The organism is Microcoleus sp. Z1_B2 (assembly GCF_036700325.1).
Classification (GTDB): Bacteria; Cyanobacteriota; Cyanobacteriia; order Cyanobacteriales; family Microcoleaceae; genus Microcoleus.
In genome coordinates this window covers 16116-42547 of record NZ_JAUBOQ010000004.1, presented here as the reverse complement: position 1 = coordinate 42547, position 26432 = coordinate 16116, and the positions used below count along the sequence as shown (strand labels likewise).

Below are 26432 nucleotides of genomic sequence, written 5' to 3'. Positions count from 1 at the left end.
AATAAATTCAAAAGTAAAATGACCAAAATTCAACGTTGGTACAGAGGATTTTCATACAAAGGGAACCCAAAACAACTTATCCAGGAAGTTTCCAAACACATACAACACCAAAATATCAGTCAATATGTGCCACTTCTGCGACTGGAAAAAGGAGCTACTTCTAGAAAAAGCTTTTATTTTTTTCTAGCAATTGAAAGTAGTACCCTAGGAGAAATACCTCAAGAAATTGTAAACTCTAATTTGCTCAAATTTCCCTGTTTTAAAACTTCGGCAGTTCCCGGCAATAAGAGCTTCACCTATGAACAAATAAAATCTATGGTTGGGGCAGCCCATGAAGTTTACGATTACACGAACCCTATTCCTTATCAGCCTGTAGAGAAAGTTACCTATGATAACCCATTTGAGGCGAGCGCCTCATCGCCTATCAATCAATCGTCACCAGATATTGAGGCACTTTCCCAGCGTTACGAACACCTTCTCTACTGGCTATCTACCCTTGGTAGCGGAACGTGGGAATCCTTCAAAAAAGCCTGCGATACTCTGAGACTTGAGGAACCAAAACGCATTTTACGGAGGCTTAGGTTGCTTGGGCATATTGAGTCTTCTTCAGACGGTACACGATGGTCTATGGCTCCTACAGCCCTCGTTAAGATTAAATCAGACTCTCCAGAATTTCTTCTTTGCGGTCAACGCAGCATCAAGTTGCTGAAGGAGTTGGAAAAATATACAGATATAATTTCCAGTCATCAATCAAGAAGAGACGCACCGCCTTGCATTCGTCTCAATTTGAGTGACTTTAATATAATTACAAGCCAGTTTTCTATCCTTTACGCTGGGGAAGTATCGAGCCGACTTGCTGAAATTATACCAAATCTTGACATTTGGAAGCAGAATCTCAGAAGCTTGCAGGGAATTGTGCCGAGTATATACGAGTGGAAGCGCTTTGATGGTAATGATTTTATTAGCTGTATCTCTCCCAATCAAACAGGTATGTACCAGATGTGGAGGATAGAGGAGAGCGATCGTCCTGGCTATACACTCTTTTATGACCAAGAAAGCGCTAGTTGGCGACAGGGCGACTGGTATGGTCTACGATTTTTAGCATTGCAGCACAGTGGCTTTGAATGTATTGCACGTTACGATCGCGCTAGCTGGCGTTTAGCAATACCTGTCTCCCAGCGTTGGCCTGAAATTTACGAACGTGCGCTAGTGCTAGCATCTGGACAACTCCCAACTTATCAAAAATCCTGGTTGCTCTACGAGAACGTGCCGATGGAAGTAATTTCTCTGCTAACTGATAAACTTAATGTAAAGTGCGAAGAGGTACCTGCCAGTGCATGACTTAGTTGGCGCATATCAAAGACTTGATCGCATTTATCAGCTATATATCAAAAGTGCCTTTCCCCTGCGTTACCGCGCTTTGGCTGATGAACGCGATCGCCTCCTCCAGCAACCAGGTATCTTGAGTCAGCCTCCCTTAGTTGAGCCTGTCCCGATTTATCCATCATCGGGGATGAATTTGTCAGCCGCAGCCAATCAACTGCCCTCCGAATACCACAATTTGGCACAACTTGGGCAAATGATTTTCGATCCGGGAGTCCAGCTTTACCAACACCAATGGGAAAGCCTGCGGGAAGTGTTGGTTAACCAGCGAGATTTAGTCGTGACTACTGGTACGGGTTCCGGTAAAACCGAATGTTTCCTCTTACCGCTTTTGGCACAGTTAGCAAGGGAATCCCAAACTTGGGGGGCTAATCGCCAACCGCCATCAAATCATCGTTGGTGGGATAACAATGTAAATTCTAATGGCGACCGTATCTCTCAATGGGCGCATACACCCCGACCAAAAGCCCTCCGTGCCTTGATTCTCTATCCTCTTAACGCGCTAGTTGAAGACCAGTTGCGACGGCTGAGAAAAGCGCTAGAAGCGCCATCAGTACACCAGTGGTTAAATCAAAACAGAGGGGGAAATAGAATTACCTTTGGACGCTACACCGGACAAACACCAGTTTCAGGCATACAGAAAGACGATAGTATCAGACGACTGAAAAATGAATTAAGGGAACTAGAACAGCAGCGCCGACAGAGAGATACGGATATCCAAAACAATCCGTCTTGGCTTCAGGATATGCCCGATTTGCCTTACTACAAACCGCTACTTGATGGCGGTGAAATGTGGTCTCGGTGGGATATGCAAGATAGTCCGCCGGATATTCTAATTACTAATTACTCGATGCTCAACATTATGATGATGCGGAGTATTGAGAACAATATTTTTGATGCTACTTGTGACTGGCTTGCTGACAATCCCGACAACCAATTTTTCCTAATTATTGATGAACTTCATGCTTATCGCGGTACGCCGGGGACAGAGGTTGCTTATATTCTGCGATTGTTGTATTCGCGTTTGGGATTGACACCAGACTCGCCACAACTACGGATTTTGACGACTACAGCTAGCCTTGAGCCAAATCAACAGGGCAGAGACTTTTTGCGTGAGTTTTTTGGCCGCGATAATTTTGACTTCATCACAGGACAACAAACCCCACCAACACCAGGGGCAAGATTCAATCTTTCGGCCTATCAAAATGCTTTTGCCCAGTTTGCTCAGTCAGTACAAGCTGACCCATTGCAGGAAATGCAACCGCCAAATTCAGCATCTAATCAAGTGCGGAATGCTATGTCTAATTTGGCTATGCAGCTTGGACAACCGGCAGGATCTGGACTAAGTGCGGAACAACATCTTGGAGAAGCACTGGCTACTTTAGGCGCAGCAGATGTACTGAGAGATGCTTGTCGCGAAGTCGATCGTCTGCTTAATCCAAGTAATCCTAACCCTACAGTGAGGGCTACGAAAGTTATAGATGCAGAACACTTAAATGATCCAACAGATTTAGACCGTCAAATTTTCTCTGGTGCTGCGAGTAATGGGTTGGTATCTGATGCGATGCGGGGGCTACTTCTAGGACTGGGAATGTCTCAACGAGTGAGTACGGGGCGATCGCCTCAACCTGTACGCGGTCATCTATTCTTCCGCAACCTGCAAAACTTATGGGCTTGCTGTAATCCTAACTGTACCCATTCACCAGTCGATCGAAATATAAGGCAGAACACTCCGAATCCTCCGACTGTTGGTGCAATTCATGCCACTCATCGCCTTAGCTGCTCCTGTGGTTCTCGTGTTTTGGACTTAATTATTTGTGAAGTGTGTGGAGAGGTTTTTCTTGGAGGCTACAACAAAACTACTCAACGAATAGGAAACACAAATGTAGAAATTCTTACACCCGATCAACCCGATTTAGAGGGAATCCCTGACCGTATTACTCTCAATCAACGCTACGGAAATTATAGAGTTTTTTGGCCTTTGCCTGGAGAGACACCTGTTTGGGATACGCAGCCACAAGACCCAGAATGGACGCTTGATAAAATAAAACGCCGATGGGTTCGTGCCAAGTTAAATCGGACTACAGGCGCACTTACGCAGAATAGCACTCAACCACAAGTAGATGAAGAAATACCAGGGTGGCTCTATCAAGTGACAGGCAATCATCCAGAAGAACGAGCATTGCCAAGTAAATGTCCTCGCTGTGATGCTGACTACGGAAGACGAGACAAATTTCCTACTCCCCTGCGTTTCCACCGCACCGGATTTCAGAAAGCTTGCCAAGTGCTTGCCAGTGGACTTCTGAGAGAAATGCCAGCACCAATAAGCCCCACCAGTCGATCGTCTCGCAAGCTGGTCATATTTTCCGACAGCCGTCAAGATGCCGCCAAGCTAGCTGCAGGGATGGAGCGCGATCATTATCGCGACATGGCGCGGATGTTGCTGATTCAGTCTTTTCAAGATTATTGGAATGACTTTGTAGGCTTCCTCCGCATTACTTCTGCAAATAACCAGACAGCACTTACTAGGTTGCAGGCATTGAACCCAGATCTTTACACTGCTGTTGTTGCGAATCCGCAGCCTGATGATATGGTTCGGCGCAACCGATTTCGCAATACTAATCAGGCTTTGGTAAATGAAGCAAGAGACTGGATTGATGATTTGCCCTCAAGTAATCAGCAGGCTCGTGACGAATGGCTAGGATTACTAGAGCGCTACCCAGGGGGAATTCCTCTTCTGAATTTGCGGGATAAGATTCGAGATGGCCTTCTCAATTATGGCATTTGTCCGGGCAGACCCAGCTTTCGGACTATGACCTATACAGTCGGACAGGGAAGGGGAGTAGAAAGGTTTCCTTGGTTTGATTGCTACAACTGGAATGCTAATCCAATCGCACGAGTTATTCCCGGCACCCAGGAACAGAGAGCTCATGCTGACCTGTTGGAAGCTCTCTTAACTGAAGAGTTGATGTATGCTCTTTTCCCCCACATTGCTCGGACTATTGAAGGACTGGCACAGGGTTGGGTTAGCTATCAATATCAAGGAAACCGAACTCCGTTGATTGAAGCAACTGAAGCAGTGATTCGACAATTAGGAATTCGGAAATTACATCGCTATTTTCCCCATGTCCGTCTCGACAATAATTCAGATTTGCCTAAGTTTGCTCAACGGTACATTAGTAGAACGGGCCTTGAACTAAGCGACGTGCAGCATCAGTTACAACAAGTCATTCCAATCCAACCTTCAAATCAATCTCAAAGTCAACGATTTATACTCGATCCCGATCGCCTCTATCTCGTTTTACCACCCCCGGCAAATTCTGATGGTTCGCGTCCGGGATTCCGTTGTCCGCAATGCAATGCTTTCTTTATTCAACCTGCTGCTGGAGTTTGCCCCGAATGTAACAGCGATCGCCGTTTTGACAATCCGAATACTTCCACAATTCATCTGACACCAGGACAGACAACAAGCGACTTTGATTACTATACCTATCTTTCAGAGCAATCAGGTCAGCCGTTCCGCATGAATGCAGAGGAATTAACGGGTCAAACTGACAAAAAAGAGCGAACTAGGCGCCAGGAGTTATTTCAAGACATCCCTATCAATCAAGAAATTCTGCGGGTTCAGGGTATCGACTTATTGAGCGTCACAACGACAATGGAAGCGGGGGTAGATATTGGTGCATTGCTAGCAGTAATGATGGCAAATATGCCGCCCCGCCGATTTAATTATCAGCAACGAGTTGGTCGTGCTGGCAGACGTTCTGCGGGAGTTTCATTAGCTGTTACCTTCTGTCGAGGCCGAAGTCACGATGACTTTTACTTCCAGCGTCCTGAAAGCATCACAGGCGATCCGCCGCCACCGCCCTACGTTGAGATGAAGAGTCAAGAAATTTTCCAGCGCGTCCTCATCAAAGAAGTGTTAAGGCAAGCTTTCACAGACACAGGAATCACTGCGTCTTTAGGTGGGACTGACAACGTACACGGTGAGTTTGGTGATGTTGCTAATTGGGCTAATTATGAAGTAGCGATCGCCAATTGGTTAAACAATCCAGCCAATGAACCGAAGATTTTGTCAGTTTTGGATATTTTGCGGGTGCAAACAACATTATCGAATGCTAGTAATTCTCAAATGTTGAATTATCTCCGCCAAAACCTGATAAATGCCATTCAAAATGTTGTAAATGACCCTACATACACTCAGAATGCGCTGAGCGAACGTTTGGCAAATGCGGGGTTATTACCGATGTTTGGTTTTCCAACGCGGGTGCGTTTGCTTTACACGCGCTGGCCCTCACCGGGCGCTCAATGGCCACCAGAGACGGGAATAGTCGATCGCAACCTTGATGTGGCTATCAGCCAATTTGCACCAGGATCTGAGACTGTCAAAGATAAGGCGGTTCACACTGCTTGTGGTGTGGTTGAATTGTATCCTCAAGGCAACACAATTGCGACCGCACCAGGCTTAGTCCCAGCACTCACTCAGGGCAACGAATCTCTCGGACTTTGTAGTAACTGTCAAGCGGTAATCTACCCGTACATAACCTTAAATGAACCACTCCCTGGCGGTCAGCGATCGCCAACAACTCAATGTCCAGTTTGTGGTGTAAATGATGCGATGCGTTACATTGATGCCAGGGAACCCAAGGCATTTTTTACAGACTTGCAACCAGAGGACTTTGATGGGCAATTTGAGTGGCAACCGCGATCGACACGACCTTCTTTGAGTATCCCTCCGAATGATGGCACGCCTGCAAATAATGGCACGCCTGCATCTGTCCTTAATGCTTCTGTATCTGCATTCAATGACAATATCATTTCGGTTAATGATAATGGTGGCACTGGAGGGTTTGACTTCTACGAAAGAGTTAGGATTGATAATCGACATAAATCAGGAGCTTATGCTGTATCTAAGCAAAACAGTTCGGTTAGTACATCTGGAGCGGTTTATCGGGTAGCTCTACTATCTCGACGTAAAACAGATATCCTATTAGTAAATATTCAGGAATGGCCTAATGGCATATTTGCCAATCCAACTACAGTTGAAGGTCGTGCTGCTTGGTATTCTTTCGCGTTTTGGCTGCGGGTAGCGGCTGCTTCTCTTCTCGATGTGGATGCACTGGAGTTGCAGGCGGGTTTTCGTTCATTAGAGCAGAATGGAGCGATTATAGGTCAAGCTTTTCTTTGCGATCAATTGGAAAATGGAGCTGGATATTGCCAATTTCTCGCCCAACCGAATGAGTTTCAACGACTGATGGATCGGGCAGATCCAACAATTTCAAACAGCATTGCCTGGAAATGGACGACTCCTCACGAGCACGGAAGTGATTGTGATACTTCCTGCAATTTGTGTTTGCGGGACTATCAAAATCTGGCTTATCACGGGTTATTGGATTGGCGACTGGCTTTAGATATGGCACGATTGGTGTCTAATCCTGCGTCGGCGATCGATCTCAACTCTTCTTGGGGCAATATTCAGAATCCTTGGCTCAACTTAGTGCAAGTTCCAATTCCAGCCGCACTTCAACGCTTGGGTTATGGTGCACCAGTGCAGTTTGAGACTCTCACTGGCTACGTGCACCAGAATGCTCGACGGCGGACAATCAAAATGATTCGACATCCTTTATGGAATGATGACCATCCAGAGTGGATTGCAGCGGTGGCGAGCGCGCGATCGCAGTATCCTGGTTATCAGGTCGAGCCTGCCAACCCATTTATGGTTCTCCGGCGACCGGGAGATTGTGCGTAGATTTTTGTCTAGCAAATCATTTTTGCTTATAGCGAGTGGCGCTTGGTGTTTGACTGTTTCTAAAAAGCGGTTCCCAATTTGTACTGGGTTTATGAAAAAAAGGTAATGTATTATTGGGACAACTATAATGATGGCAGGTTAAGGCTCCCGACTCACGATAGCCTACGGATGATGTTCCAGAAGCACGCAGGCAATATTTTTCTATGAAATCATCATATTCTGATTTAGAAATTTGGTGGCTGTCGAGAATATCCGTAATTTCTTGGCTTTTATAGTCGAGCATCGATTCATAATAGATAGTCTCACTGTTCTCAGAAGCAAATTCTATACTAGCTAAGTTGAATGATGTAGCCTGAACTACATACATAAAGATAAACAATGACTGTTGATATGCAGGATATTGTTTGAGTAGCTTATTGATTTCTCTAATACATTTGGCGAGTTGATTACCAGAACCGTTAGTATAGTCCATAAACACAAAAACTGATGTTTCATAGTTTTCTGTACCTGCTTGAAAATACTTGCTCAGAGGTCTAATTTTTTTGCCATCAGGAACGCTAGTTGCCGTCAAAGCCGACCTTTCATAAATTCCCCAAAGGCCGTATTGACTTTCCACTGATGTATTCGGCGGTGAAGGTAATTCAGCATATCTAATAATTTTATTTCTCAACCATTTTTTAAATTCAGCTTCATTACCTTTCAAAGCAACTTTAGGATCGTCACGAAAAGCTTTGCAAAGATTCTCTTTTGTCAGAAGTAAGTCAAGTAACTTTTTCTGTAAATTTTGACTAGCTGATTCAATATGAGTTTTGGAGAAAAACTGAAACTTACTCAGGAGTAAATATGCTATGTTTTGGTCTAGAGTTGTTTCAAACTGATTAATCCAATCCCGAATTTTTTTCTTTGACAAAGAACCATCCCAACTATCAAACCTCTCATAGCAAGCCTCAATATCTATATCGTCAAATAATAAAGAATTTTCTACCTGGCGTTCTTCTGGTAAAATAGAAGATATAGGTCTTCTATAGGGGTTCATTATATCTGACAGTTTTCTTCGCAATAATTGAATTTCCTTCGTTATATTATCTCCCTTTAAGTTGAGGTACTGATTAAAATCTTTTTGGGTCATATATTCGACGCTTTTTCTTATTAAATTCTTTCACGGGAACGGAAGATATCTTGGAAAATTAAGCTAGTGAGGGTGTACCTATATGGTCTTTGCCCAAACACTTCTAAATACTCAGATCCTAACTTATTTTTAAGTTCTACACGTGCTCTATTCAACCTATAATCAGCTTTTTCATCGGACAGTCCATAAAAATATGAAATTGAACAAGCATCCTTCAATTTCAAAAGCTCTGGAATAGACTGCCTTCTCCCACCGCTAAAAAAGAGAATATTCAAAAAAGCCTCCGATTCTTCCGAAAACTTGAAACTGTCCCGTAACTCTGAGAAATATGATAAGGCGTAAACTCGATAAGTATTACTGAAAATTCTTCTAGCAGTTTCAATACTAACCAAAGTGTGGTGGGGTTCTGCTTCTGCCCAAAGCAATTGGCCAATAGTTTCTACATATCTTGGAACCCCTCCAGAGACTACTGTAATAAAATCAATTACTTCTTCTTCAAAAGGATAAATTTTATCAGTTGTTCTCAAAGTAACTGAACTGTTTTTTGTTTCTATATATTCTTTCACTTCGGAGAAAGGTAGAGGAGTTATAATTTTAAAGTTAAACCTAGCCTCTTGTAACTGTTTAGCTTCTGAAATAATTTGACTGTAGTATTCTTGAGTGACACTTATACACAATCCCCAACCCGGTCTGGTTGAAAATTTTTCGGACAACCCATGCAAAAAAGTCATAAAATATGAAAGTTTTAGTTCTAGGTTGGAAAAGAGGAGCTCTACTTCATCAAAAGCAATTAATATATTCTGTTTCTGCGTTCGATTCAGCATTTCCAAAAAAACTTCAAATAAATCGATAAACTCTATCTTCTCGAATAATACTTCATCTTGTTTAGTCAAACATCCTTCTCTAATCAAAACGTTATACATCTTGGTAAAAATAGCTCCCAGAAGACTCTCAAAGTGCTTATCTGGCTGGCTGGACGCTGCAATAGGCGTAACTATCTCAGAGAATTTAATGGGTATGCAAATGCCTTGTCTATCATGAAATTCTTTGGCTATAAGATTTAATAAAGTTGTCTTGCCATATCCATAATCTCCAACAAAAAATAGTTTTATTGGTCTCTTTATATTGAGTGATTGTCTAACCTCTTCCAGGAGATTGTCAATAAACTTTGTATGAACAATTGTAAATTCATAGTTCTGCTCTAATACTGACATAGCAGAGCCAGAAGCCACGTAGGGATTTAGAGCAGGCGGTACAAGGTTTCCCTTAACATCTTGATAGGACATACTTAGACAGCAATAGCAGGTTCTAGAAGTTTGATAAATCCGTAATTGACTCCTCGAATGTCAATACACTCAATTCCCATATTACGGGCAAGCTGAGACTTGGTTGTCCTTAATTCGATGCGGTGAGTCAGTTGCAACTGAATCAGATGTTTTTTAAAGTGTTCTTCCGTATAATCTGATCCTTGCGTCATAATTCTATCACGAATCTGAGCAACTGGAACTAGACCCAGACTTTTCTGGGCAATATCGCGATAATTTTTTAAAATAAAGTCTAAAAGGTTTAAGTAATTGTCAATTTGTATCTTGTGTCTATAAAACAGATCGAGATAACCCACCCCTGGATTACCAACATAGCTATAGCCACAATGTTGTATTAATAACTCTTGAAGTTTAGCAAGTTCAGGGTTTTCTGATAATTGATACTTTTCACACAGTAAAAATCTATCGTTACTGTAAGTTTTAACCATTGGGGAATATTGAGAACAAATTTGAGTTAAATTTTCATTAAAAACTTCAAGAGAAGAAGACTTTTTAGCCAGAGTCTCTAAGGGCTTGATAACTTCTATTTTAGACTGAACCGAAATTGATGCTCTGGTTTTTTCAGGCGTAGTTTCTGAATATAACTGACCATCTAATTTATAAATATCGAGAACATAAAAACCAGCTAAATAGTTTTTTATAGTTGTAGCAGACATGGGGGTTCCTACTGGCTTTCCTTTATGTGCCTTATGAGTAACTAGCTTACCTTCCAACCAAGACAATGCAGCCTTTAATATCTGACCGTTATTAGCTACAAGCCCTTCCGCCAGTACCCTCATGTCCTGTTCATAATACTCTTTTGGTAAGTAAAAAACTGGAATTATCTTGGACATAGTACCTTTAAGCGTATAAGTAAAAGGTTGAGTCTATTGCAGTAAACACTAAGGTCACAATATTTTACTGCTCTCTGCTATACGGGTTAAGACCTCCTGAAGGCAGCTTACCTTCTCAAGGTTATCACCAAATCTGGCGAATAGGCAATTGGTTAAAGCGTTATGGTCTCGCCTTGAGAGGAGAACTCATAGACCTCAGATCCTCGGTAAGCTTTGCTAACGCAACCTGGAGCGAACAGAAGTGGTAGAAACACCATCTGCCGGAAGAGGCTGATCGCGAGCAGTCTGTTAACAAATGAGCTGGAGTCCTCACTCTTTAAAGATTAATCCCGACGGCGAAGCATAATCTCTAGATGTCCCTTTTTGTACAAAGTCTTTAAGAGTTCCCATACCTCCTGATTATGTGGCAAATTTTGACGAAGTTGGCTAATGGCGATCGCACTGTTGTCAGAGCTAATGGCATTTAAAAGCTGTCTTTCTTCCTCCAGAAGGCTTTCATCTCTTTTAAAATGAATTTCTTTCAATTTATTCTGAAGAACCTGACCGCGTTCAAAAATAGATTTGAGTTCGTTTATCTGTTCTTCAAGGTTGGCTAAGCTGTCGATCGCAGATGGCAACTGTTCTCTTTGTAATGATAGCTGTGTTTTTAAATCAGTGAGTTGACTCAAAAACTCTGTCATATCGTGGTCGCGTTCTTGGGAAATAAAGGAAAAATCACGCTCCAATTGCTCCCATTCTGAAACCAAACCTTCGCAGAATTTTTGCAAATTTTCCCACACAACTCCTTTCATAATGTGGTAAGATCCATCCCGGTCTTCATCATCAAATTTGCATCGATTTTTCAAAGGAGATTCATTAATTGAAATTAGATCCAGTAAGACTTCGTAACGACTAAGCATTTGCTCGAAAGCCTCTCGACGCGAGCGCTGTTCACCATTAATTTCCTCTTCAAGTTCAACCAAAGGTTGTTGCAGTAAATCGTACTGTCTAAAACTCTCAAGCTGATTGTTGCTAAAATGCTTAACAACCCGGTCAACAAAGTCATCATCGTAACGCATCAAGCGAACTGGGTCTTTATTCAAATTCTCTCGTAACATCTGTGCTCGATTTAGAATAATCCGCCACTTCTCTAAACCATCTACCAACTCCTCAAGCCTTAATTTAGTGGGTTCGCAAGTTAGCCAAAACTGCTGACAATGCTTTAGCTGATGATGCAATGCAAGTATATCAGTTTCATTTACTTTAAGCGAACTAGCTAGGCTTTGGCAATCTTTATCTAGCTGATTTACTTGCCTTTCCAAAATTATCCGGTAGTCATTGAGACAAGATTCTAGGCCGCTATCACTCTCAATCATTTGACTAATTTTAGAAGCATTCAAGTCTAAGGTAAATTTTTCTAGCCTGAGTTTAATTCCACGCAGTTCTTTTTGCAGGGTTGAGCGCCTCTCAATGCAAAAATTTTCTAGAAGCTCCCGTTCGGCTTGGATATTTCTATGAACTTGGTCGAGAGCTACCTCTGACTCATGGTTAGCATCAAGAATTTTTTCCTCCTCATTTATCTTTTCATTGATTTCACGTAAAATCGTCTCATCAAAACTTTCAAGTAACGAAGAAACCCGAACGCGGAGTTCTTTTAATTGACCATTTAACTCCTCTGGCTCTAATTCCAAACTGGCTTCGCGGATAATATCCGTTGAACGCGCCCACTCTATGTAGCGTCGCCGCTGCAACCATTCAAGAGCTTCTTGGAACTCGTCTTCAAGATAGCCAAGCAGTTTAACTGCTTTCCATAACTTTGAATACTCTAATGCTTTAACATCTTGCTGTCCCCACGCCGTCTCAACTGTTTGTGTTCTGCCTTGTGATTGCAGTTTCTCTTTAATAAACGATTCCAAAGGATGTTCTGTAAATTTAATTTGGGAATTTCCTTCTTTCCGCTTGGCAATTTTTTCCCCACTCATCAAGCCATGTTGTTTGAAAACCGCTAAAACACTGGGTAGGCTAGAACTCCCCATTTCAAACAATTTTTCAAATTCTTCTTTGGAAACTTGATATAACTGACGACCTTTGCGAACAGATAAAGGTATTTTTTCCAAGAGGAACTTATATTTACGTAACGTCGGGTTCAGACTATTATAGAAAGACTTATAATCGGTAAATAAGGCTTTACATTTTTGATAGAACACTGATTCGATAAGTTTACTGTCTGAGCCATTTACCCCCTTGAGGCCCCCAATTTCCCAAGTTTGAGGCGAAATCGCCGGAAACAGCAATCGCATGGCATACTGGTGACACTCTTGGCGATGGTGTTCTAATCTAGAGCGATCGGCTTTACTGACTTCAGGATTTTTTGAGAGCCAGTCTTGAATATAATGAGACAAACTCAGCAGCGTACAAACAGAACATTGTTCGGAAGCCATGACTTTGCGGAGTAAGCCGAATGATGTGGGATATTCGCCTTCAAAACTTCGACCTAACTGAAGATGGAAGTCTACTTGATTAGTTCCGGTGATCGCAGTTAAAACTTGTGGAACGACGGTTGCTTTTCGCTCATAGTTAAAGTAAAACCGCCAATCTAAGTGAGTTTCTTCTGGGGATTGAAACCTCATTAAACCAGATTCTTTACTCCCGACACTGATAACAAGAGAACGCTTAGGAAAATCCGCATTATATTTTTCTGGAGCCCCTTCTAATAAATTAAAAACTCCGAATCTATCCTGCTTCCACTCCCCTTTATAACGCCAAGACCAATTGGCTTTCTGACCAGTTCTAGAAAGTGGGAAGAGTAAAGAAATAATTTCCGACTTGAAAATCGTTGTAGCCATCTCTTCTTTTTGAGTATCGTTCCACTCTCCAAACCATTGCTGACGAAATCGATTTAGAATTTTATCTACAACTGTGGGAATGCTTGTCTGAAGAAGGGCGACTAAAGCAAAAGTGCGCTCAGTCGGCTGTATAATGTGCAGCCCGTAAAAATTGTCATCTTCTGCTAGTTTTTTCAACTCCTTTAAGAGTTGAAATTGTTTAGCTACACTTTCAGAAAGGCCTGAGGGGAAACCAGCGAGTAGCTTGATTACCTCTCGTCCTTTGGGGTGTTTTGGAAAGGAGATCAACGGCTCCAAGGTTTTGATAGTATTGCTAATTTTGTGTTGTTCCGTGCCATATAACTGTACTTGTCCTTCTAGATAATCCTGAATCAAATCTAAAGGAGTATAGGGACGCTGATTATTTGGAGCAAAATGGATGATGCGTTTAAATACTTCAATGACGGTGCGAGGGCCATTGCTGAAGTTTTGTCGATCGCATAATTGCCCTAAACTTTCAATTGTTGCTGGATGTGCCAAGTGATTTTGCTGCGCCTTGTCTTCCAGAAAATTAGTACACAAATAATTCCACAGTTTTGCTGGGAACTCAGAGCTGTACGCACCAGCTAATCTAAGAGATACTTTCTGTTCCTTCATACGGTGAATAATATCACCAGCTTGTTCTTCAATAGCTGATTCAGTCGGAGTAGTCGGCATACTTAGAATTAATGCAACAGGCGTAGAACCCAAAGCTCGCATTCCTTTAACTAAATCGCTCAAAATCTGGATGCGAACGCTAGCACCTTCTTCTGTTCGCAAAAATTCTTGGCTTTCATCCGCAAATATTGCTAAACCTGCAAAACCTGCTTGTCGGAGGAGAAAAACTGTCTCCTGCCAAAAATTCAAAACATTATCAGTATTTGTGGTGTCAGTATTTAATTGTTGAATAATTTTTAAAGCTTTCTCTTCAGATAACTTGTACTTAAGCGCTATGTCTGCTGCTATATTTTGCTGAGACTTCAAGCCATATTTGCGATACAGTACCTCAATCTGAGGAAGAAATTCTGGTTTGAGGCGCGTTTTTATCCAGCCATAAGTGGCAACCATCAAATCTCCCAGCTCTTTAAACTTGAAAGGTGGCACCGCCATTATCTTATGATCCTGACACTGCTGCCATAAATAAATTAGTGTTGCTGTCTTACCATACCCATAGTCGGCACTAAGGTAGCCAGTAACAGGTTTACCCTTACCAATTTCCTCAATCAAATGGTCTTTTAGAGTTTTTACGGGTTCAATTGGGTTATAGGTGGTGGCATATAGATTATAAACTCTGGCTACTTCTTGAGGCTCATTTTCTATCTGGGAGGGATTGACTGTATCGACAATTGCTTGGATAGAGTCTAGTTGTTCTAATAATCTGTTCATGGATTGTAAATATAAAGTGTGTCTCGGAGAATGCTAATACTTAGCTAAAGCAATTGAGTCCACTCAGGGGATTGAGTTAGCATTACCCATTGTCCGTATCCCCCTTCATAGCCACAGTCAAAGAAGCCACCTCGATCATAATCATAGGTGCATTTAGCATTATCTATGCTACCATCTAATCCGCTCGGATCTAGCAACAACATTTGACAAATAGCCTCTTGAACTTCTTCTCGCAAGAAAATCTTGACTCCATAGGTTCGTTGTTGCTGTTTGTAGATTGTGTCTACTGCCTGAAGTAAAATAGGAGCGGCACTGAAGTAGCGACGGCTGAAGTGTTCGTATTTGCCTTCTGGTTCTATAACACTGGGTGATAACGATCGCAGCCAATTGAGGGCACCAGCCACACTCGTATCACTAAATGCTATTTCACTGGTAGGTAGTTCAAACTTCACAGCAGCCTTTTCAATTACTTCTCCAACTAGGGACTTTTTTTCGGGCGGTGATAAAACAACTTCTTTTCGCAACCAGAGTTGTTGTACAACTGTAGCATAAGTCCAAGAAAACCTTTTTTCAGCTTCTTCTTGGTGTAGATTATAAATTACTAAATGTAAAAAATCTCCTAGCAATTCGGGGTTAGACTCTTGAATTTTAGCTGCAACTTGACCAAGAGGTGTCAGTGAGGGGGGATTTTTTTTTGAAATAATTGAAAGATTTCGCAAGAAGGGAAATACCACTTTTTGGAGAACGGAAAGCCCTAAATTACAACTAGCTCCAAGTTGTTCAAAATTTGTTTCTTTATTTTTCAAAAAATCAAGAATTATAGCTACTCTTTCTAGCGTAGTATTTTGCTGAATATGTAAAGTTAATTTATTGCTCATAAAGCGCGTTCTAAAGTATCTAACCAAGCAGTTAAATTGTGCATAATCCGATATTCTCGGCTTGTTCTCAATTTATCAATACTTTGACAAAAGTAACATGAATGTTGCGTAGATTTTTTGAGTTCCTCTAGACCAGTTTTAGTAGTTTCAAAACCGCGTCTAACGGTAATTTGAATTTGAGAAGTACCCGGAAAAAAGATGCTGCCGAAGGCTCCTGCTTTTGACCAGGTTGAGCTATCTAAGCTATGGGGTACAAGGGAGTTGTTGCGGAGGCGATAAAAGCTGTTTGGACCGCCAATGCCAAAGCAGTGAACTTTCATGTTTTTTTCGCGGGCGATACTGCCAACAATCTTAAACAATGCCAAACTAGATTCAGAAATCATATTAACGCTGCCGTTGGGTCCTGACGTTCCCCAAGAGCCAAAGCCGATACGGGTAATACCCATTTTTGCATAGGTTTCAATGCAGCGATTGATTTGGTTGATAGTGCGTCCGTGTACGGGGGCGATCGCGCGTTCTTGTACATAAACAGGCATTTTACCGAAAAATTTTTCGCAATGGTAAAGCGTTTCGCGAACTTTGTACTCCACTATTTCATCTGAATCAGTTGAGATGGGTACAATATCGGGCAATACATACCCATCTGCCCAAGTATTATTGCGATAAAAATTATCTAAAAATTCCAGCAGTCGATCGTAAGTAAATTTCCCCTGTTGCACCTGATATGCACCGCAATCTAGCCAAACTTCCGAAATGTTTCCCACATCTTTTTGTTGACGAAAGTATTCTGTAGTAGAAGCTGGGCACGTTATCGGTGAGTAAAGAACGTTTTCAAAGGGATTACGCCGATCACCGCTAGAATTCCACAACTGCCGACTGCGTTCAATCTCAGGGCCGCCAGCACTTACGGCAGCCACAAACTTGGGAATTGTCAGGAGAATATTAGAGCATAATATCTTTTCCCAAACAACCAAAGAGCGGCGTTTACCAGGTTCAATTTGAACCCGATCAAATCCCATCTTGTTGTAAAACCCGTTAGCTTCTATGTCCAGGGGGCATTTTAGGCGCAGTTTTGTAATACCGCACTTCCTACTGTGTTTTTCCCATGCCCAAATAAGCTGACGACCCATGCCTAGCCTGCGGTGGTCGGGGGAAACGCAAAGATGGTAAAGAGTAGATATCTTGTCTCGACGGTGATGAAAATGGAGAAAGCCGAAGGGGTGGTAAAGAATTTCACGACTTGCGATCGCTTCTGCCAGGACTGCCCGATTCACAAAGCCTATCTCTTGCCGATGCACATCGGCAAGCACCTTAATCTGAACTAGCTCCTCGCTCGAAGCAAATACCACCTCTGACTCTAAACACCTAGTCTGCACACATACCTCACTTCTTCCAACCAACGAACGTAGACAAGTGTAGCCGATGTCCGCACCTGTTAATTTTACACTTGTTGCTTGCGGTAAAATTTATACTATTAATTGTATTGTACTTTTACGACTTTATTAAATTTTTGCATTACTAAGTTTTTGGACTAAAACATTACATCTTGATTAGTTAATTGTTTGATAGAATAACTTACTTAACCAGGAGCTATGCAAGTCTCCCAATTAATAAGGTAGACCCGATAAGAACCCCCTGATAATGTGAGAATCTATCCATAATCAGAGTCTGACACACCTTACAAGCTGATTCGCGTATGCTACTTGCATAGTCCTATCAGTAGGATGTCATGGCTACATCCTATGACCAGCAAGGGTTGGGCTGGCTCTTACTGTCACACCCGGTACTTGCACGACAATTAAGCATTTTAGAAGGATAAAGACTTCAGAATATAGCACAAGTGTTAACAGATCACAACACCAGCAGCACTTAACCGGATTTTTAAGAAAGCCCCAACACAAAACTGGATGGATAATTTATGGAAGAGAGCGCGAGCTACTAGAATGGCGAACTTATCCTGCAACACTTAGAACTTTTAGGCGCTTACCCGCTGTTTACTAATTGATGTCCCCAATGCGGAATAACTTATTCCAAGTACGAAACCCCCTCAGCACTGGGCTATTCCAAATGTTGCGAGCTAGAGATTCGATGTAAAGCGATAGTTCGGAACGATAATTATCAGCAACGGGAAAACACTCGCTCGACACCCCACTTGGAAGTGCAGCCGACTAATCCCCCAGCAAACACCCAGAACGCGCATTGAGGCCACACACTTAACACCGCAAACTCATGCGGCCACGATTGTCAGAAGCGAAACATGATTGCAGCGATCGTGGTTAGTAAGAATATTTTGCCAACAGTTGCTTCACCGATCGTCCAACCCCGGTACATTCCCCGGCAACAGGCGATCGTCAATTCAAGAAACAGCACCAAGTTCAAAACGCTGATGATGGCGCTGTTGATGTTGATGTTGTGCAAAAAGGTTAGTGAATTCATAGGGTTGATTTTTTAGACTACTCGCTAATCTAGCAAGCTTAACAGAAGTTGTGTAGCCACTGCTTTTCAAGTTTCCTCACCAACGCTCGTCATCCCAAAAGTCACCAACTAAAAAACCCAGGGGTCGCTGGGACTGTGTGCGATCGTCAAGCGAGTTTCTGCTGCTGTGTACTTTGTGTGTTCTTACTTGGCGATCGCTCAAGAATGAGACAAGCGTGAAATGATGGCAGATAGGCACTAAGAAATATGGAATGCAGAGAATGACTGACTGGCCGATCGAACAAATCAATTTGCTGGAAATGGACTATGCCGACATCCTTGCCAGCAGCATCCATCCATCATTTGAACTACAACTGGTAAAATCGGGGGTTAACCCATCAGAAGCCCGCATCAAAACCAATTTCCTCACTCTGTCTGGTGCGCCAAAAACCTAAGACTCCCGAACAATGGGCTATTTTAACCGAAGCATGGGAAGTAGCTTGCGAGTATAAGCCCACCGTTGAAGATTTTCGCTTATTGGCAGAATTCCTGTGGGAGAATTAAGACAGCGTTGAAGTTGACATTGACTGCTGACAACTTTGAATTGAATTTACTTCGATAACAGAGCGATCGCCCTATTTTGAAAAGATGAGCTTTTACCGCTATGCCTAAACCAAAGAGATATCCCGACAATTGGCAAGAGATTGCGCTTTCGGTGAAAGAAAACGCGGGGTGGCGTTGTGCAAAGTGCCATCAACAATGCCTCCGACCCGGTAAACTCCGACCCGGTAAACAAAGCGGCTTAACCAAATCTGAACGATGTGCCTTAACTTTAGCGGTGCACCATCGCAATCGGATACCGGAGGACAATCGCCCAGAAAACTTAATCGCTCTGTGTACCGCGTGTCACCTGTCCTATCACAATCGCGGTCAATCAAACGTATCGCCAGGGCAATTATCCTTGTTCCCCGATGATGGCATTGACTGGGATATTATGGAGTGCTCTCTGGAATCGGCATGAAACAATGTATCCGATCCGAATCCGCTGGTGTCCGTTTACTTTGTTTAAAGGTAGCTTTACAGTTTTCCAGCGCGAGCGTGTTCGCCGTTGAAGAGGAAATTTCGTATTTTTGTTTAACAACCAGCCGGGAAGTCCCTGCGGTAATTTATTCGGGGTACTTCGCGCAGCGCTCAGATTAATCCCCTCTAAATATACCGAGGGACTTCCCGGCTGGTTGTTAAAGGTCTTCGTTACTCTTAGAAAGCTGCCAAGCATCGAGAAAATTACTGAATAAATTGCTTTATCCCTCCAAGTCAATCGCTTCATGGGCTAACTCCGCGTTTGCTACACTATGGGTGTTTTGTACCCATGCCGGGGCTGTAATATCGAGACTTCTCCGGCATAGATAATTTAGTTGCTCTCTAATTGCTGGTGGTATTTCTTACCTTCTGAGATTCTACGCTTGAGGGTGTCTAATGCCCTCACCGCTGTCCAATTACCCAGATTAGCTAATTGGATATATTGCTGTATCAATTCTTCGGTGATTTGTTGGTCTAGCCACTGCACCAATTCTGCGGTTGCGAGGCGCGCTTGGGGATTGGTGTTGCCGAACATCTCGAACATTCCCAAACGCTGCATTTGCTCTAAGGTCATACTTTCCACCGCTTTCACGGCTTCTTCAAACTCTTGGGCGGTCAACTGGGACGGCTCATGGGGATGCTGCTGTAACAGGAAATAATCGATTTCTTTGTACGCGCCGACATACATTTTATGGCGAACAGTGTCGCATAAAATTGCGTGTTCGGGCAATTCATCATCAGAGCCTAAGTTGTAAGATTCTAAGTGGATTGCGAGAGTTATGTGTTCTATCAGTGGCGCATACACGGCGTAGTAGCTAAATGTAGCCATTGCTCTGCCATTACTCCAGGTGGCTTTGCTTCCTTGGTAATAAAGAGCAAAGTATTGAGTGTTGTTGACTCCCACCATCCCCGGTAACATGGGTGGCATCGCTACGGGTAATTCGATGAAGTGTGTTCCTAACATGATTCCTCCTTGTTCAAGTAAAAGGGCATGGAAACGCTGGTTTTTTGGCCTTTCGTGTATTCAATATCTACCGTTGTTTTAGTCAATGCTCAACAACGAATTGCTCTTTATTTTGTTGTTATTTCATTTGAGTTACCTCCCAGATATCGGGGTATTTTAAATGTTTGAATCCATTGGGCATCAACACGAACCATCATTTCTGATGAATCATTTTTGATGACATTCAGCCAAGGATTTTTCGCATCTCTCAGAATAAACTCTACTTTAATAGACTGCACGAACACTTCAGGCGGAACCCGACTAGCTTCAATCCATACCCCATCATCAAACGGGTTGATTGGATAAATCATTTTTTTGAAGTTATACACATTGTCGTGATAGCAGTTGGGATACTCATAGCGCGATACCATCCGATTGGAATGAGACATGGGATTGTACTTCCTCAATGAGAAAATCTGCATCTTTTATGACTCCATTAATCCCAGAGTGTAGTAGTTATCTAACAATCGAGCGAAAGAAAACAGCCGTTAGATTGATCAGCCAAAGTTATCTTTAGTTCAAGCCCTTCTGTTCTCAAAACTTTTTCTGCCTCATCCAACAGCTCAAAAGAGTTGAACCAAACTTGAATGATGCCCTCAAGTTTATGATGCTTTAAGGTGTATCCTCGTTCGTGATGGGAATGGTGACGGCATCTCACGAAGCAAGCCGTTCTGAGGAATGTGTGAATGTTTCTGGTCATTTTTATGTGTTCTGTTATTCAAATAGGATGAGAGCGCTGCTTTCTTGGCGTTTCCCGTAGTCTGGGTCTACCTGCTTTCTCAAATACTCAAAGTCATCAAATAAGTCACTGCGGACATACTTGGTATTGTTTCTAGAGCTTAGTTTGTAATAGGCGTGTTGCCATTCTGCAAAGGCATTCAATGATGCGCTGCTGTGCAGCAACCAATCGCAGTTGTTGAGGTGCTTGAACCCCCACTTTTCATCAGTCCATTCGGTGTTCGCATTATCCTTGCTATGCCAGCAAAGATACACCGCACCTGGGAATCCTTTGAGTAGCACTATTTCGTACAAATTCCCAGCTTCTGTGTAACGGTAGCAACTTTCTTCGTTGATGCACTCTCCGGGAACATCTCACTTTTGCAGCCAAGCTAGAAATTGGAGTTAGGAGCCAGGAGCCAGGAGGAAAGAGGAAGAAGGAAGAAGGAAGGAGCCAGAATAAGTGTTTTTACAACTATGAGAGGCTCCCCACTCTCCGCCTTCATCTAAACCCATTTGAGGACAATCTAACCCTAAACAGCAGTGCATTGTGTACCTTTAACTTAGTGTTTTTTCTACACTAGCGACAGCTATCTTATTAAAATTACTTTTGTTTTTATGTTAACATTCAGCAGGAAATAGTCCTTGGTAAAAAGTGATTATTTGCTGCTTAATGGCAATCTATAAAACGCTCAAATGAGTTTCGCGTCCTCCGAATTGTGCAACTTTCTGAGCTTCGATATCTCCCGCTTCCAAGGCTTGTCGGATGACTGAATTATCGGGCGATACTTCAATGCGTTGAAACTGGGGAGGAAGTTGATTTACTTCACAAGGGAGTTTGAGGGGCAAAACTCCGCCATTGTTGCTGATAGTTAAGTGGATGCGGCGCAGCCTTAGTTTCTTGACACCCTGAGATTTGAGACAGCTCTTGAGTTGCTGTTTCATCCAATTCACTCGTTTGCTGTCGGTAGCTGCGAGTTTATTCAGGCGTTCTGCTTCAGATTTACGTTGTTGGCTCAGGGCATGGCGGTTGGTAATGGCAGCGCAGTAGTTATCAACCTTGGAAAGCCATTGCTCGTAGGTACTACCCCGTTGTTCTAAGAGTTGTTGCACCGCTACTTCTAATTCGGGTGTGATTTCTTCACCTTCGATGTTGTCGATTAGCTTATCCAAGTCCTCCAGTTCTACAGTAAGTAAATGCAATGACTTAGTGCGCCCTCGGTGAGCCTCACAGCGACTGGAAATCAGAGCACGTTGGTCTGGGTTCATGTGTTGCCATGCTTGCTGCACAATTGAGTCGGTTTCAGGAGTTTCGGGGTAAGGAAGTTGCCCCAAGCGCAAACTTGAGGCATGATAGATTAGATCCTGCTCGCAATAATCAGATTTGTCGCGACTAATTGAAACTGAGCTTCGGTCAACCCTATTGTTTCACCATCATCCGTACAGGCAGTAGCAATCACTTGACCGCCAAGTGCAATACTGCGACGAGTAATGCAGGTTAAGGGCAATTCCTTGTATAAGAATTCCTCATCACAGATTAGGTCTATCGCGGGATCTGGAAATTGATTCCGGACATATTCTATGAACGCAGGTTCACCTGCAATGCCCACTCGGTTTTGCAAATCTGCAAGTTCCAACTTTTCTTCTACTTCCAGCCGATGGATTCCTGTTGAATTAATCAAAGCGTAGAGCATAGCTTACTCCCTATTTTTTACACCCTAGCGGTAGCCCTTTACTTTAAATTTTTCGTATATTTAAAATTACTCTTGATATTAAGTTGATTTAGTATGACCTCTGCTTACCACTTAACCCGCCCAACTCTGGTGGTTAGTGCTATCACGCCCGCGATCGACCAATCATGCGGGTATTGCTTATAACGATGGCGTAATTACCAAGTGGGGTACGTTCGAGAAGTGCTACTCCCACACCGAACTCAAACACTTTATTGAAGATACTTTGGGCGTACCTGCTCGGTATCTCACTCACAATACCTACACCGTTTCTTACAACTCTAAAGCTCTTTCCCTGATAATCTACCCAAGATTTTTTCCTTGAAAGGCAGCCTGTCCCCGCCATTTGGAGGGGGCTATTTTAATTATCCAAAACCACCGGATTTGGTGAGGTCAGACTTAAACTGAAGCCAATACTATCATTTTGTAACGTAATAAAAGCCAGCGTTTATGAAGAAAAAATCCTCAATACCAGATGCGATTCTGGCTATAGATTTTGGCGGCTTATCTACTAGAGTTTTCTGCCAAAGCTCGCAAGCAGGCAGTAAAGCGAACTCCTTTGTAATGGAATCGCAGGTGGGGCCAGTGAGCCAAGACATAGCCAATTGTTTCACACAACCCAACCTCGCATCAGCATCTCCCGAAAATATTGCTTGGGTGGCAATTGGTAATGAATGCCGAGCCGTTGGCTACCTAGCAGCAGCGCAATTCAATGCTCACATCGGTTTGGCAGGACTGAAGTACAGTAGCGCTTTGTACAAAGCTCTAGCAGCTTTGTGGGTAGTGTCGCGGAAGTTAAATTTAGGCAATCAATTTAGCGCTGCAATCTCCGTTTTCTTGCCGCCAGGCGAATTTAATGACTCCAAGCAATTTTTTGAGCTATTAAGTCAATACTCTACTTCATTTGAAACACCGACCGGCAAGCTATCCGTCACCCTGGACAAAACCCAAGCTTTGCAAGAAGGTGGCGGCATTGCTTTGATCCACAACAGTAATTTAGGTTCAGCCTTCAAGCAGCGGGTAACTGCCTTTGTTATGGTAGGATTTCGCAATGCTTCGGTAATAGTTTCGGCACGCGGTGCTGTCGGTAAGGGCAAAACTTCAGACTTAGGAATGGTAAGGTTGGTGGATCTAGTTCAAGAGCGAACCTCTAACTACGATGCTTCCCGTTTGGCTTTATCAATCGCTCAAGCGGGCGTAAGCTACAACCGCCCTTACTTTTACCGAATTGCTCGGAATCGAGAGGAAACAGCGAAAGATCGAGAAGTTGACCAATTGATTGAAGCAGTCAAGCTGTCTCGCTTCGACTACGCTCGAATGCTATCTCATTGGATTAATGAAGTGCTGCCGCCCGATTTAGATGAAATTGTATTTTGCGGGGGGACTTCTGAATATATGAAGCCAGAACTGCGAAATCAGTTTTCTCATTATTCGCTGTCTTGGCACGCAGGTATAACAGTGCCAAAAACGCTCGATCCTGATGGTTTAGGTTGCCGCATAGCTGATGTTTACGGACTATTTTCTTACTTCACATCTCAGTTTGAGATACCGAGGCAAAGGTCTGGTGCGGCAACTTCTCAGAGGGCAGAAGATACAACTTCCAGTTCAGGAGATGCTCCAGTCCCTACGACTGATATACAGAGTGTAAAAGAATGTGCTGAACAATCTACCAAGCCAAAATCTGAACAATCTACCAAGCCAAAATCTGAACAACCTACTCACCCAAAATCCGAGCCACCTACTAAATTAAAACTTGAGCAATTTACTCACGCTAAATCCGAGCAATCTACTGAACAAAAATTTGAGGAATCTACTGAACAAAAGACTGAAGATATTACTGAACAAAAAATTGAGGAACCCGCTGAACAAAAAATTGAGGAACCCACTGAACACAATACTGAAGATATTACTGAACAAAACAGTGAAATTTGCGCTCAACAAAAGGCTGATTCAAGTATCAAAGATAGCTGCTTAGATGATTCTAATAAATTGAGTGATGAGCCGTCGTCCAATACAGAACCTTCATTAGAGGAATCAGAAGCAAACTTAGATGCAGCTCTCTTATTGGGAGGACCCTACCGAGGTGCTGGAAAGAAGGTGAGGAATTATGCCTAGAAAACGTTACAAGGAATTTTGCTGGCGCTGTCAAGTTTTGCCAGATTCCGAAGACGCTATCTTGCTATCTTACCTGCAAAATCATCCTTTTTTTAGTTTACAGGAAACGATTTTACCTCTAATCAAAGCGCGGTGGCTGTTAGCATCATTACGCAATAGCGGTAGTCATTCTAGTACAGAGTTAGAGTATTTGAGGCGAGAAAGCATTAATTTTTTGCTTAGGCAGATAGATGAAGTTTGCCGAGATGCGGGATTTAACTGTACCGAGTTAGGAGTAATTGCCCCTGGTATTTCTTCGGGTTTAATTCCTTTAGCTACTTTCCCTCACTTATCGAATTCAGGTGCATCTATTGCTACGGAATTAACTGCCCCTGAGAGTTCAAATCCCGCAAGTTTGCCCGAAGAAAAAGAACCAGAGGAATTTTCGGGAGAAGTTGAGTTTGAAAACAGCGCATTTAACTTAGCTGGTTTCGATCCGGCAATGGTCGGGCCTAGCTTTAGTTAAAAATTATTAAGTCTTGAATAGACATCGACATCCAGCAAGGAGGAATGAAATGACTAACATGATTCACTTGGTTGACGGCGAGAAAGGTGGTGTTGGCAAGTCGATGCTAACTCGGATTCTGGTTGAATTCAATCAGAAGTATGAACTGCTGTACACGTTAATTGATGGCGATTTTCAAAATCCTGACGTGCAGCAGCGCTATCCTGAACACAATGCAAAAATCGTAGCTTTAGTTGAAGATGAAGAGAAGTTTTTCGATATCGATATTATTTTTGAAACAGCAGTAGAAACTCCTGTGATTGTCAATTTACCAGCTCGGGTTTACAGCATTATCAACAAATGGATTGACGAAGCTAATTTAACCTCTCCTGATTTTAAAGAGCAGTCAGGAGTTGATGTATGCAAGTGGTTTATTTGCGGTGGCACGACGGACAGCATTGAAATGTTTATTGACTCTTTCAACTACTTTGAAGGTCAGCTCAATCACATTTTTGTCCGCAATTTTGGAGTTTGCAAAGATTGGTCGCACGTACAAAGCCATAAAGAAATGAACAAGCTCATTAATAATTACCGAATTCCTGTGGTAGATTTGCCGGCTCTGAGTGCAAGAGAGCGCAAGTTTATTGATACGAAGCGGTTGTCATTTTCTCAAGCAATGAAACACTCTGAATTTTTCTTGATTAGTCAGCAGCGATTGCATACTTTTCTGGAAGACTGTTTCCGTCTGATAGAAGATGTAGGTTTGTTTAACAACGCACCCAATCGCAATAAAAAAGAAGTTATCGCGCCCTATGAACAAAAAAAAAATGAGGAAATGCAGATAGAAAATGAGCCCCAAAATGAGTAACAAAATAAGCAACAGGTTGTAAAGTCTCAGGAGGCTGTAATTTGTAAAAAAGGTATCGTAAGCTTTTAAGAATCTAAATTAAGGCTTACGCACAGACTCTACTGATAGGGTGTGCCGAAACCAGCCCGCTGGCTGAGTGCAATCAACGCAGTTGTGTTATCCCAGGCGTTGGATATTAGCAATAAACGTTGTTTATTGCGTTTAAATTCTGAAAAGAAGAAGATTGATCGATCGCCCGCTACGAGATTTCCAGGGTTTCAAAAACTTCTTCACCACTGGGCCAGCGGGCTGGGTGGGCAGAAACACATCTTAATACTACAGATAGTGTCTAAACCGATAATTTGCGGGTATTCCTGTAAATTTTACAGTCATATCAATTCCGGTTGCACTCAGACATGATGTTGACTGTTGACCCTTCGACCCTTCGGCTACGCGGTTCCTGAGCGTAGTCGAAGGGCAGGGCGACGCTCCGCTCAGGGCGACGCTGTTGACTG

General features: G+C 42.8%; 20 protein-coding genes. 7 read left to right on the top strand and 13 right to left on the bottom strand.

Annotated features, from left to right (window positions below; all coding sequences use genetic code 11):
* The first annotated feature begins 18 nt into the window (after positions 1-18).
* Together QT984_RS03135 and QT984_RS03130 are read left to right on the top strand one after the other, a co-directional pair.
* On the top strand, positions 19-1341 hold the full coding sequence (locus QT984_RS03135; RefSeq protein ID WP_333142804.1) for a hypothetical protein: 1323 nt from the start codon (positions 19-21) through the stop codon (positions 1339-1341).
* The gene (locus tag QT984_RS03130; RefSeq protein WP_333142805.1) at positions 1334-7132 is read left to right on the top strand and encodes a DEAD/DEAH box helicase; all 5799 of its coding nucleotides are present in this window, start codon (positions 1334-1336) and stop codon (positions 7130-7132) included. The genes QT984_RS03135 and QT984_RS03130 overlap by 8 nt, the downstream gene beginning before the upstream one ends.
* A 16-nt stretch (positions 7133-7148) precedes the next feature.
* Here QT984_RS03130 and QT984_RS03125 read toward each other — a convergent pair whose 3' ends face one another.
* The 7 genes from QT984_RS03125 to QT984_RS03095 form a co-directional block, all read right to left on the bottom strand.
* Positions 7149-8261 carry a phosphoribosyltransferase-like protein gene (locus QT984_RS03125; protein WP_333142806.1) on the bottom strand — a complete coding sequence of 371 codons (1113 nt, stop codon included), beginning with the start codon at positions 8259-8261 and terminating at the stop codon, positions 7149-7151.
* 20 nt (positions 8262-8281) lie between these two features.
* A complete protein-coding gene (locus tag QT984_RS03120; protein WP_333142807.1) occupies positions 8282-9547 on the bottom strand; it encodes an ATP-binding protein in 1266 nt (421 codons plus the stop codon).
* Positions 9548-9549: 2 nt separating this feature from the next.
* The gene (locus tag QT984_RS03115) at positions 9550-10419 is read right to left on the bottom strand and encodes a hypothetical protein (protein WP_333142808.1); all 870 of its coding nucleotides are present in this window, start codon (positions 10417-10419) and stop codon (positions 9550-9552) included.
* Positions 10420-10742: 323 nt separating this feature from the next.
* Entirely contained in the window at positions 10743-14648 is a 3906-nt protein-coding gene (locus tag QT984_RS03110) for a hypothetical protein (protein WP_333142809.1), read from the bottom strand.
* A gap of 44 nt (positions 14649-14692) precedes the next feature.
* Positions 14693-15526, bottom strand: coding sequence for a hypothetical protein (locus QT984_RS03105; RefSeq protein ID WP_333142810.1), 834 nt, complete (start codon positions 15524-15526; stop codon positions 14693-14695).
* The gene (locus QT984_RS03100) at positions 15523-16902 is read right to left on the bottom strand and encodes a GNAT family N-acetyltransferase (RefSeq protein WP_333142811.1); all 1380 of its coding nucleotides are present in this window, start codon (positions 16900-16902) and stop codon (positions 15523-15525) included. The genes QT984_RS03105 and QT984_RS03100 overlap by 4 nt, the downstream gene beginning before the upstream one ends.
* Positions 16903-17770: 868 nt before the next feature.
* Positions 17771-17962 carry a hypothetical protein gene (locus tag QT984_RS03095; protein ID WP_333142812.1) on the bottom strand — a complete coding sequence of 64 codons (192 nt, stop codon included), beginning with the start codon at positions 17960-17962 and terminating at the stop codon, positions 17771-17773.
* A 251-nt stretch (positions 17963-18213) separates the two neighbouring features.
* Here QT984_RS03095 and QT984_RS03090 point away from each other — a divergent pair, with 251 nt between their 5' ends.
* Positions 18214-18396, top strand: a complete 183-nt coding sequence (locus QT984_RS03090) for a hypothetical protein (RefSeq protein WP_333142813.1) — start codon at positions 18214-18216, stop codon at positions 18394-18396.
* A gap of 956 nt (positions 18397-19352) precedes the next feature.
* Here QT984_RS03090 and QT984_RS03085 read toward each other — a convergent pair.
* The 6 genes from QT984_RS03085 to QT984_RS03060 form a co-directional block, all read right to left on the bottom strand.
* Entirely contained in the window at positions 19353-19985 is a 633-nt protein-coding gene (locus QT984_RS03085) for a hypothetical protein (protein ID WP_333151713.1), read from the bottom strand.
* A gap of 107 nt (positions 19986-20092) precedes the next feature.
* A complete protein-coding gene (locus QT984_RS03080) occupies positions 20093-20413 on the bottom strand; it encodes a hypothetical protein (RefSeq protein ID WP_333151711.1) in 321 nt (106 codons plus the stop codon).
* A 71-nt stretch (positions 20414-20484) separates the two neighbouring features.
* Positions 20485-20724 carry a hypothetical protein gene (locus QT984_RS03075; RefSeq protein ID WP_333151709.1) on the bottom strand — a complete coding sequence of 80 codons (240 nt, stop codon included), beginning with the start codon at positions 20722-20724 and terminating at the stop codon, positions 20485-20487.
* 14 nt (positions 20725-20738) lie between these two features.
* The gene (locus tag QT984_RS03070) at positions 20739-21056 is read right to left on the bottom strand and encodes a hypothetical protein (protein WP_333151707.1); all 318 of its coding nucleotides are present in this window, start codon (positions 21054-21056) and stop codon (positions 20739-20741) included.
* Between the two features lie 366 nt (positions 21057-21422).
* A complete protein-coding gene (locus QT984_RS03065; RefSeq protein ID WP_333151705.1) occupies positions 21423-22076 on the bottom strand; it encodes a siphovirus Gp157 family protein in 654 nt (217 codons plus the stop codon).
* Between the two features lie 23 nt (positions 22077-22099).
* Complete coding sequence (locus QT984_RS03060; RefSeq protein ID WP_333151703.1) at positions 22100-22435, bottom strand: DUF3846 domain-containing protein; 336 nt, start codon at positions 22433-22435, stop codon at positions 22100-22102.
* A 136-nt stretch (positions 22436-22571) separates the two neighbouring features.
* On the opposite strand from QT984_RS03060, the gene QT984_RS03055 reads away from it, so the two are divergent.
* The 4 genes from QT984_RS03055 (at position 22572) to QT984_RS03040 (ending at position 25938) form a co-directional block, all read left to right on the top strand.
* A complete protein-coding gene (locus QT984_RS03055) occupies positions 22572-22796 on the top strand; it encodes a hypothetical protein (RefSeq protein ID WP_333151699.1) in 225 nt (74 codons plus the stop codon).
* Positions 22797-22921: 125 nt separating this feature from the next.
* Entirely contained in the window at positions 22922-24586 is a 1665-nt protein-coding gene (locus QT984_RS03050) for a hypothetical protein (RefSeq protein WP_333373139.1), read from the top strand.
* Positions 24579-25091, top strand: a complete 513-nt coding sequence (locus QT984_RS03045; protein ID WP_333143564.1) for a hypothetical protein — start codon at positions 24579-24581, stop codon at positions 25089-25091. The genes QT984_RS03050 and QT984_RS03045 overlap by 8 nt, the downstream gene beginning before the upstream one ends.
* Positions 25092-25140: 49 nt before the next feature.
* Positions 25141-25938 (top strand): hypothetical protein, encoded by a 798-nt coding sequence (locus tag QT984_RS03040; protein ID WP_015179754.1) that lies wholly within the window; start codon positions 25141-25143, stop codon positions 25936-25938.
* The last annotated feature ends 494 nt before the right edge of the window (positions 25939-26432 follow it).

Bases quoted from the DNA above. Each gene is read 5' to 3' on its own strand.
- QT984_RS03110 (WP_333142809.1), bottom strand. From the start codon at position 14,648: ATGAACAGATTATTAGAACAACTAGACTCTATCCAAGCAATTGTCGAT.
- QT984_RS03045 (WP_333143564.1), top strand. From the start codon at position 24,579: ATGCCTAGAAAACGTTACAAGGAATTTTGCTGGCGCTGTCAAGTTTTG.
- QT984_RS03135 (WP_333142804.1), top strand. From the start codon at position 19: ATGACCAAAATTCAACGTTGGTACAGAGGATTTTCATACAAAGGGAAC.
- QT984_RS03085 (WP_333151713.1), bottom strand. From the start codon at position 19,985: ATGTTAGGAACACACTTCATCGAATTACCCGTAGCGATGCCACCCATG.
- QT984_RS03095 (WP_333142812.1), bottom strand. From the start codon at position 17,962: ATGAATTCACTAACCTTTTTGCACAACATCAACATCAACAGCGCCATC.
- QT984_RS03090 (WP_333142813.1), top strand. From the start codon at position 18,214: ATGCAGAGAATGACTGACTGGCCGATCGAACAAATCAATTTGCTGGAA.
- QT984_RS03120 (WP_333142807.1), bottom strand. From the start codon at position 9,547: ATGTCCTATCAAGATGTTAAGGGAAACCTTGTACCGCCTGCTCTAAAT.
- QT984_RS03105 (WP_333142810.1), bottom strand. From the start codon at position 15,526: ATGAGCAATAAATTAACTTTACATATTCAGCAAAATACTACGCTAGAA.
- QT984_RS03080 (WP_333151711.1), bottom strand. From the start codon at position 20,413: ATGTCTCATTCCAATCGGATGGTATCGCGCTATGAGTATCCCAACTGC.
- QT984_RS03040 (WP_015179754.1), top strand. From the start codon at position 25,141: ATGACTAACATGATTCACTTGGTTGACGGCGAGAAAGGTGGTGTTGGC.
- QT984_RS03050 (WP_333373139.1), top strand. From the start codon at position 22,922: ATGAAGAAAAAATCCTCAATACCAGATGCGATTCTGGCTATAGATTTT.
- QT984_RS03060 (WP_333151703.1), bottom strand. From the start codon at position 22,435: ATGCTCTACGCTTTGATTAATTCAACAGGAATCCATCGGCTGGAAGTA.
- QT984_RS03125 (WP_333142806.1), bottom strand. From the start codon at position 8,261: ATGACCCAAAAAGATTTTAATCAGTACCTCAACTTAAAGGGAGATAAT.
- QT984_RS03115 (WP_333142808.1), bottom strand. From the start codon at position 10,419: ATGTCCAAGATAATTCCAGTTTTTTACTTACCAAAAGAGTATTATGAA.
- QT984_RS03075 (WP_333151709.1), bottom strand. From the start codon at position 20,724: ATGACCAGAAACATTCACACATTCCTCAGAACGGCTTGCTTCGTGAGA.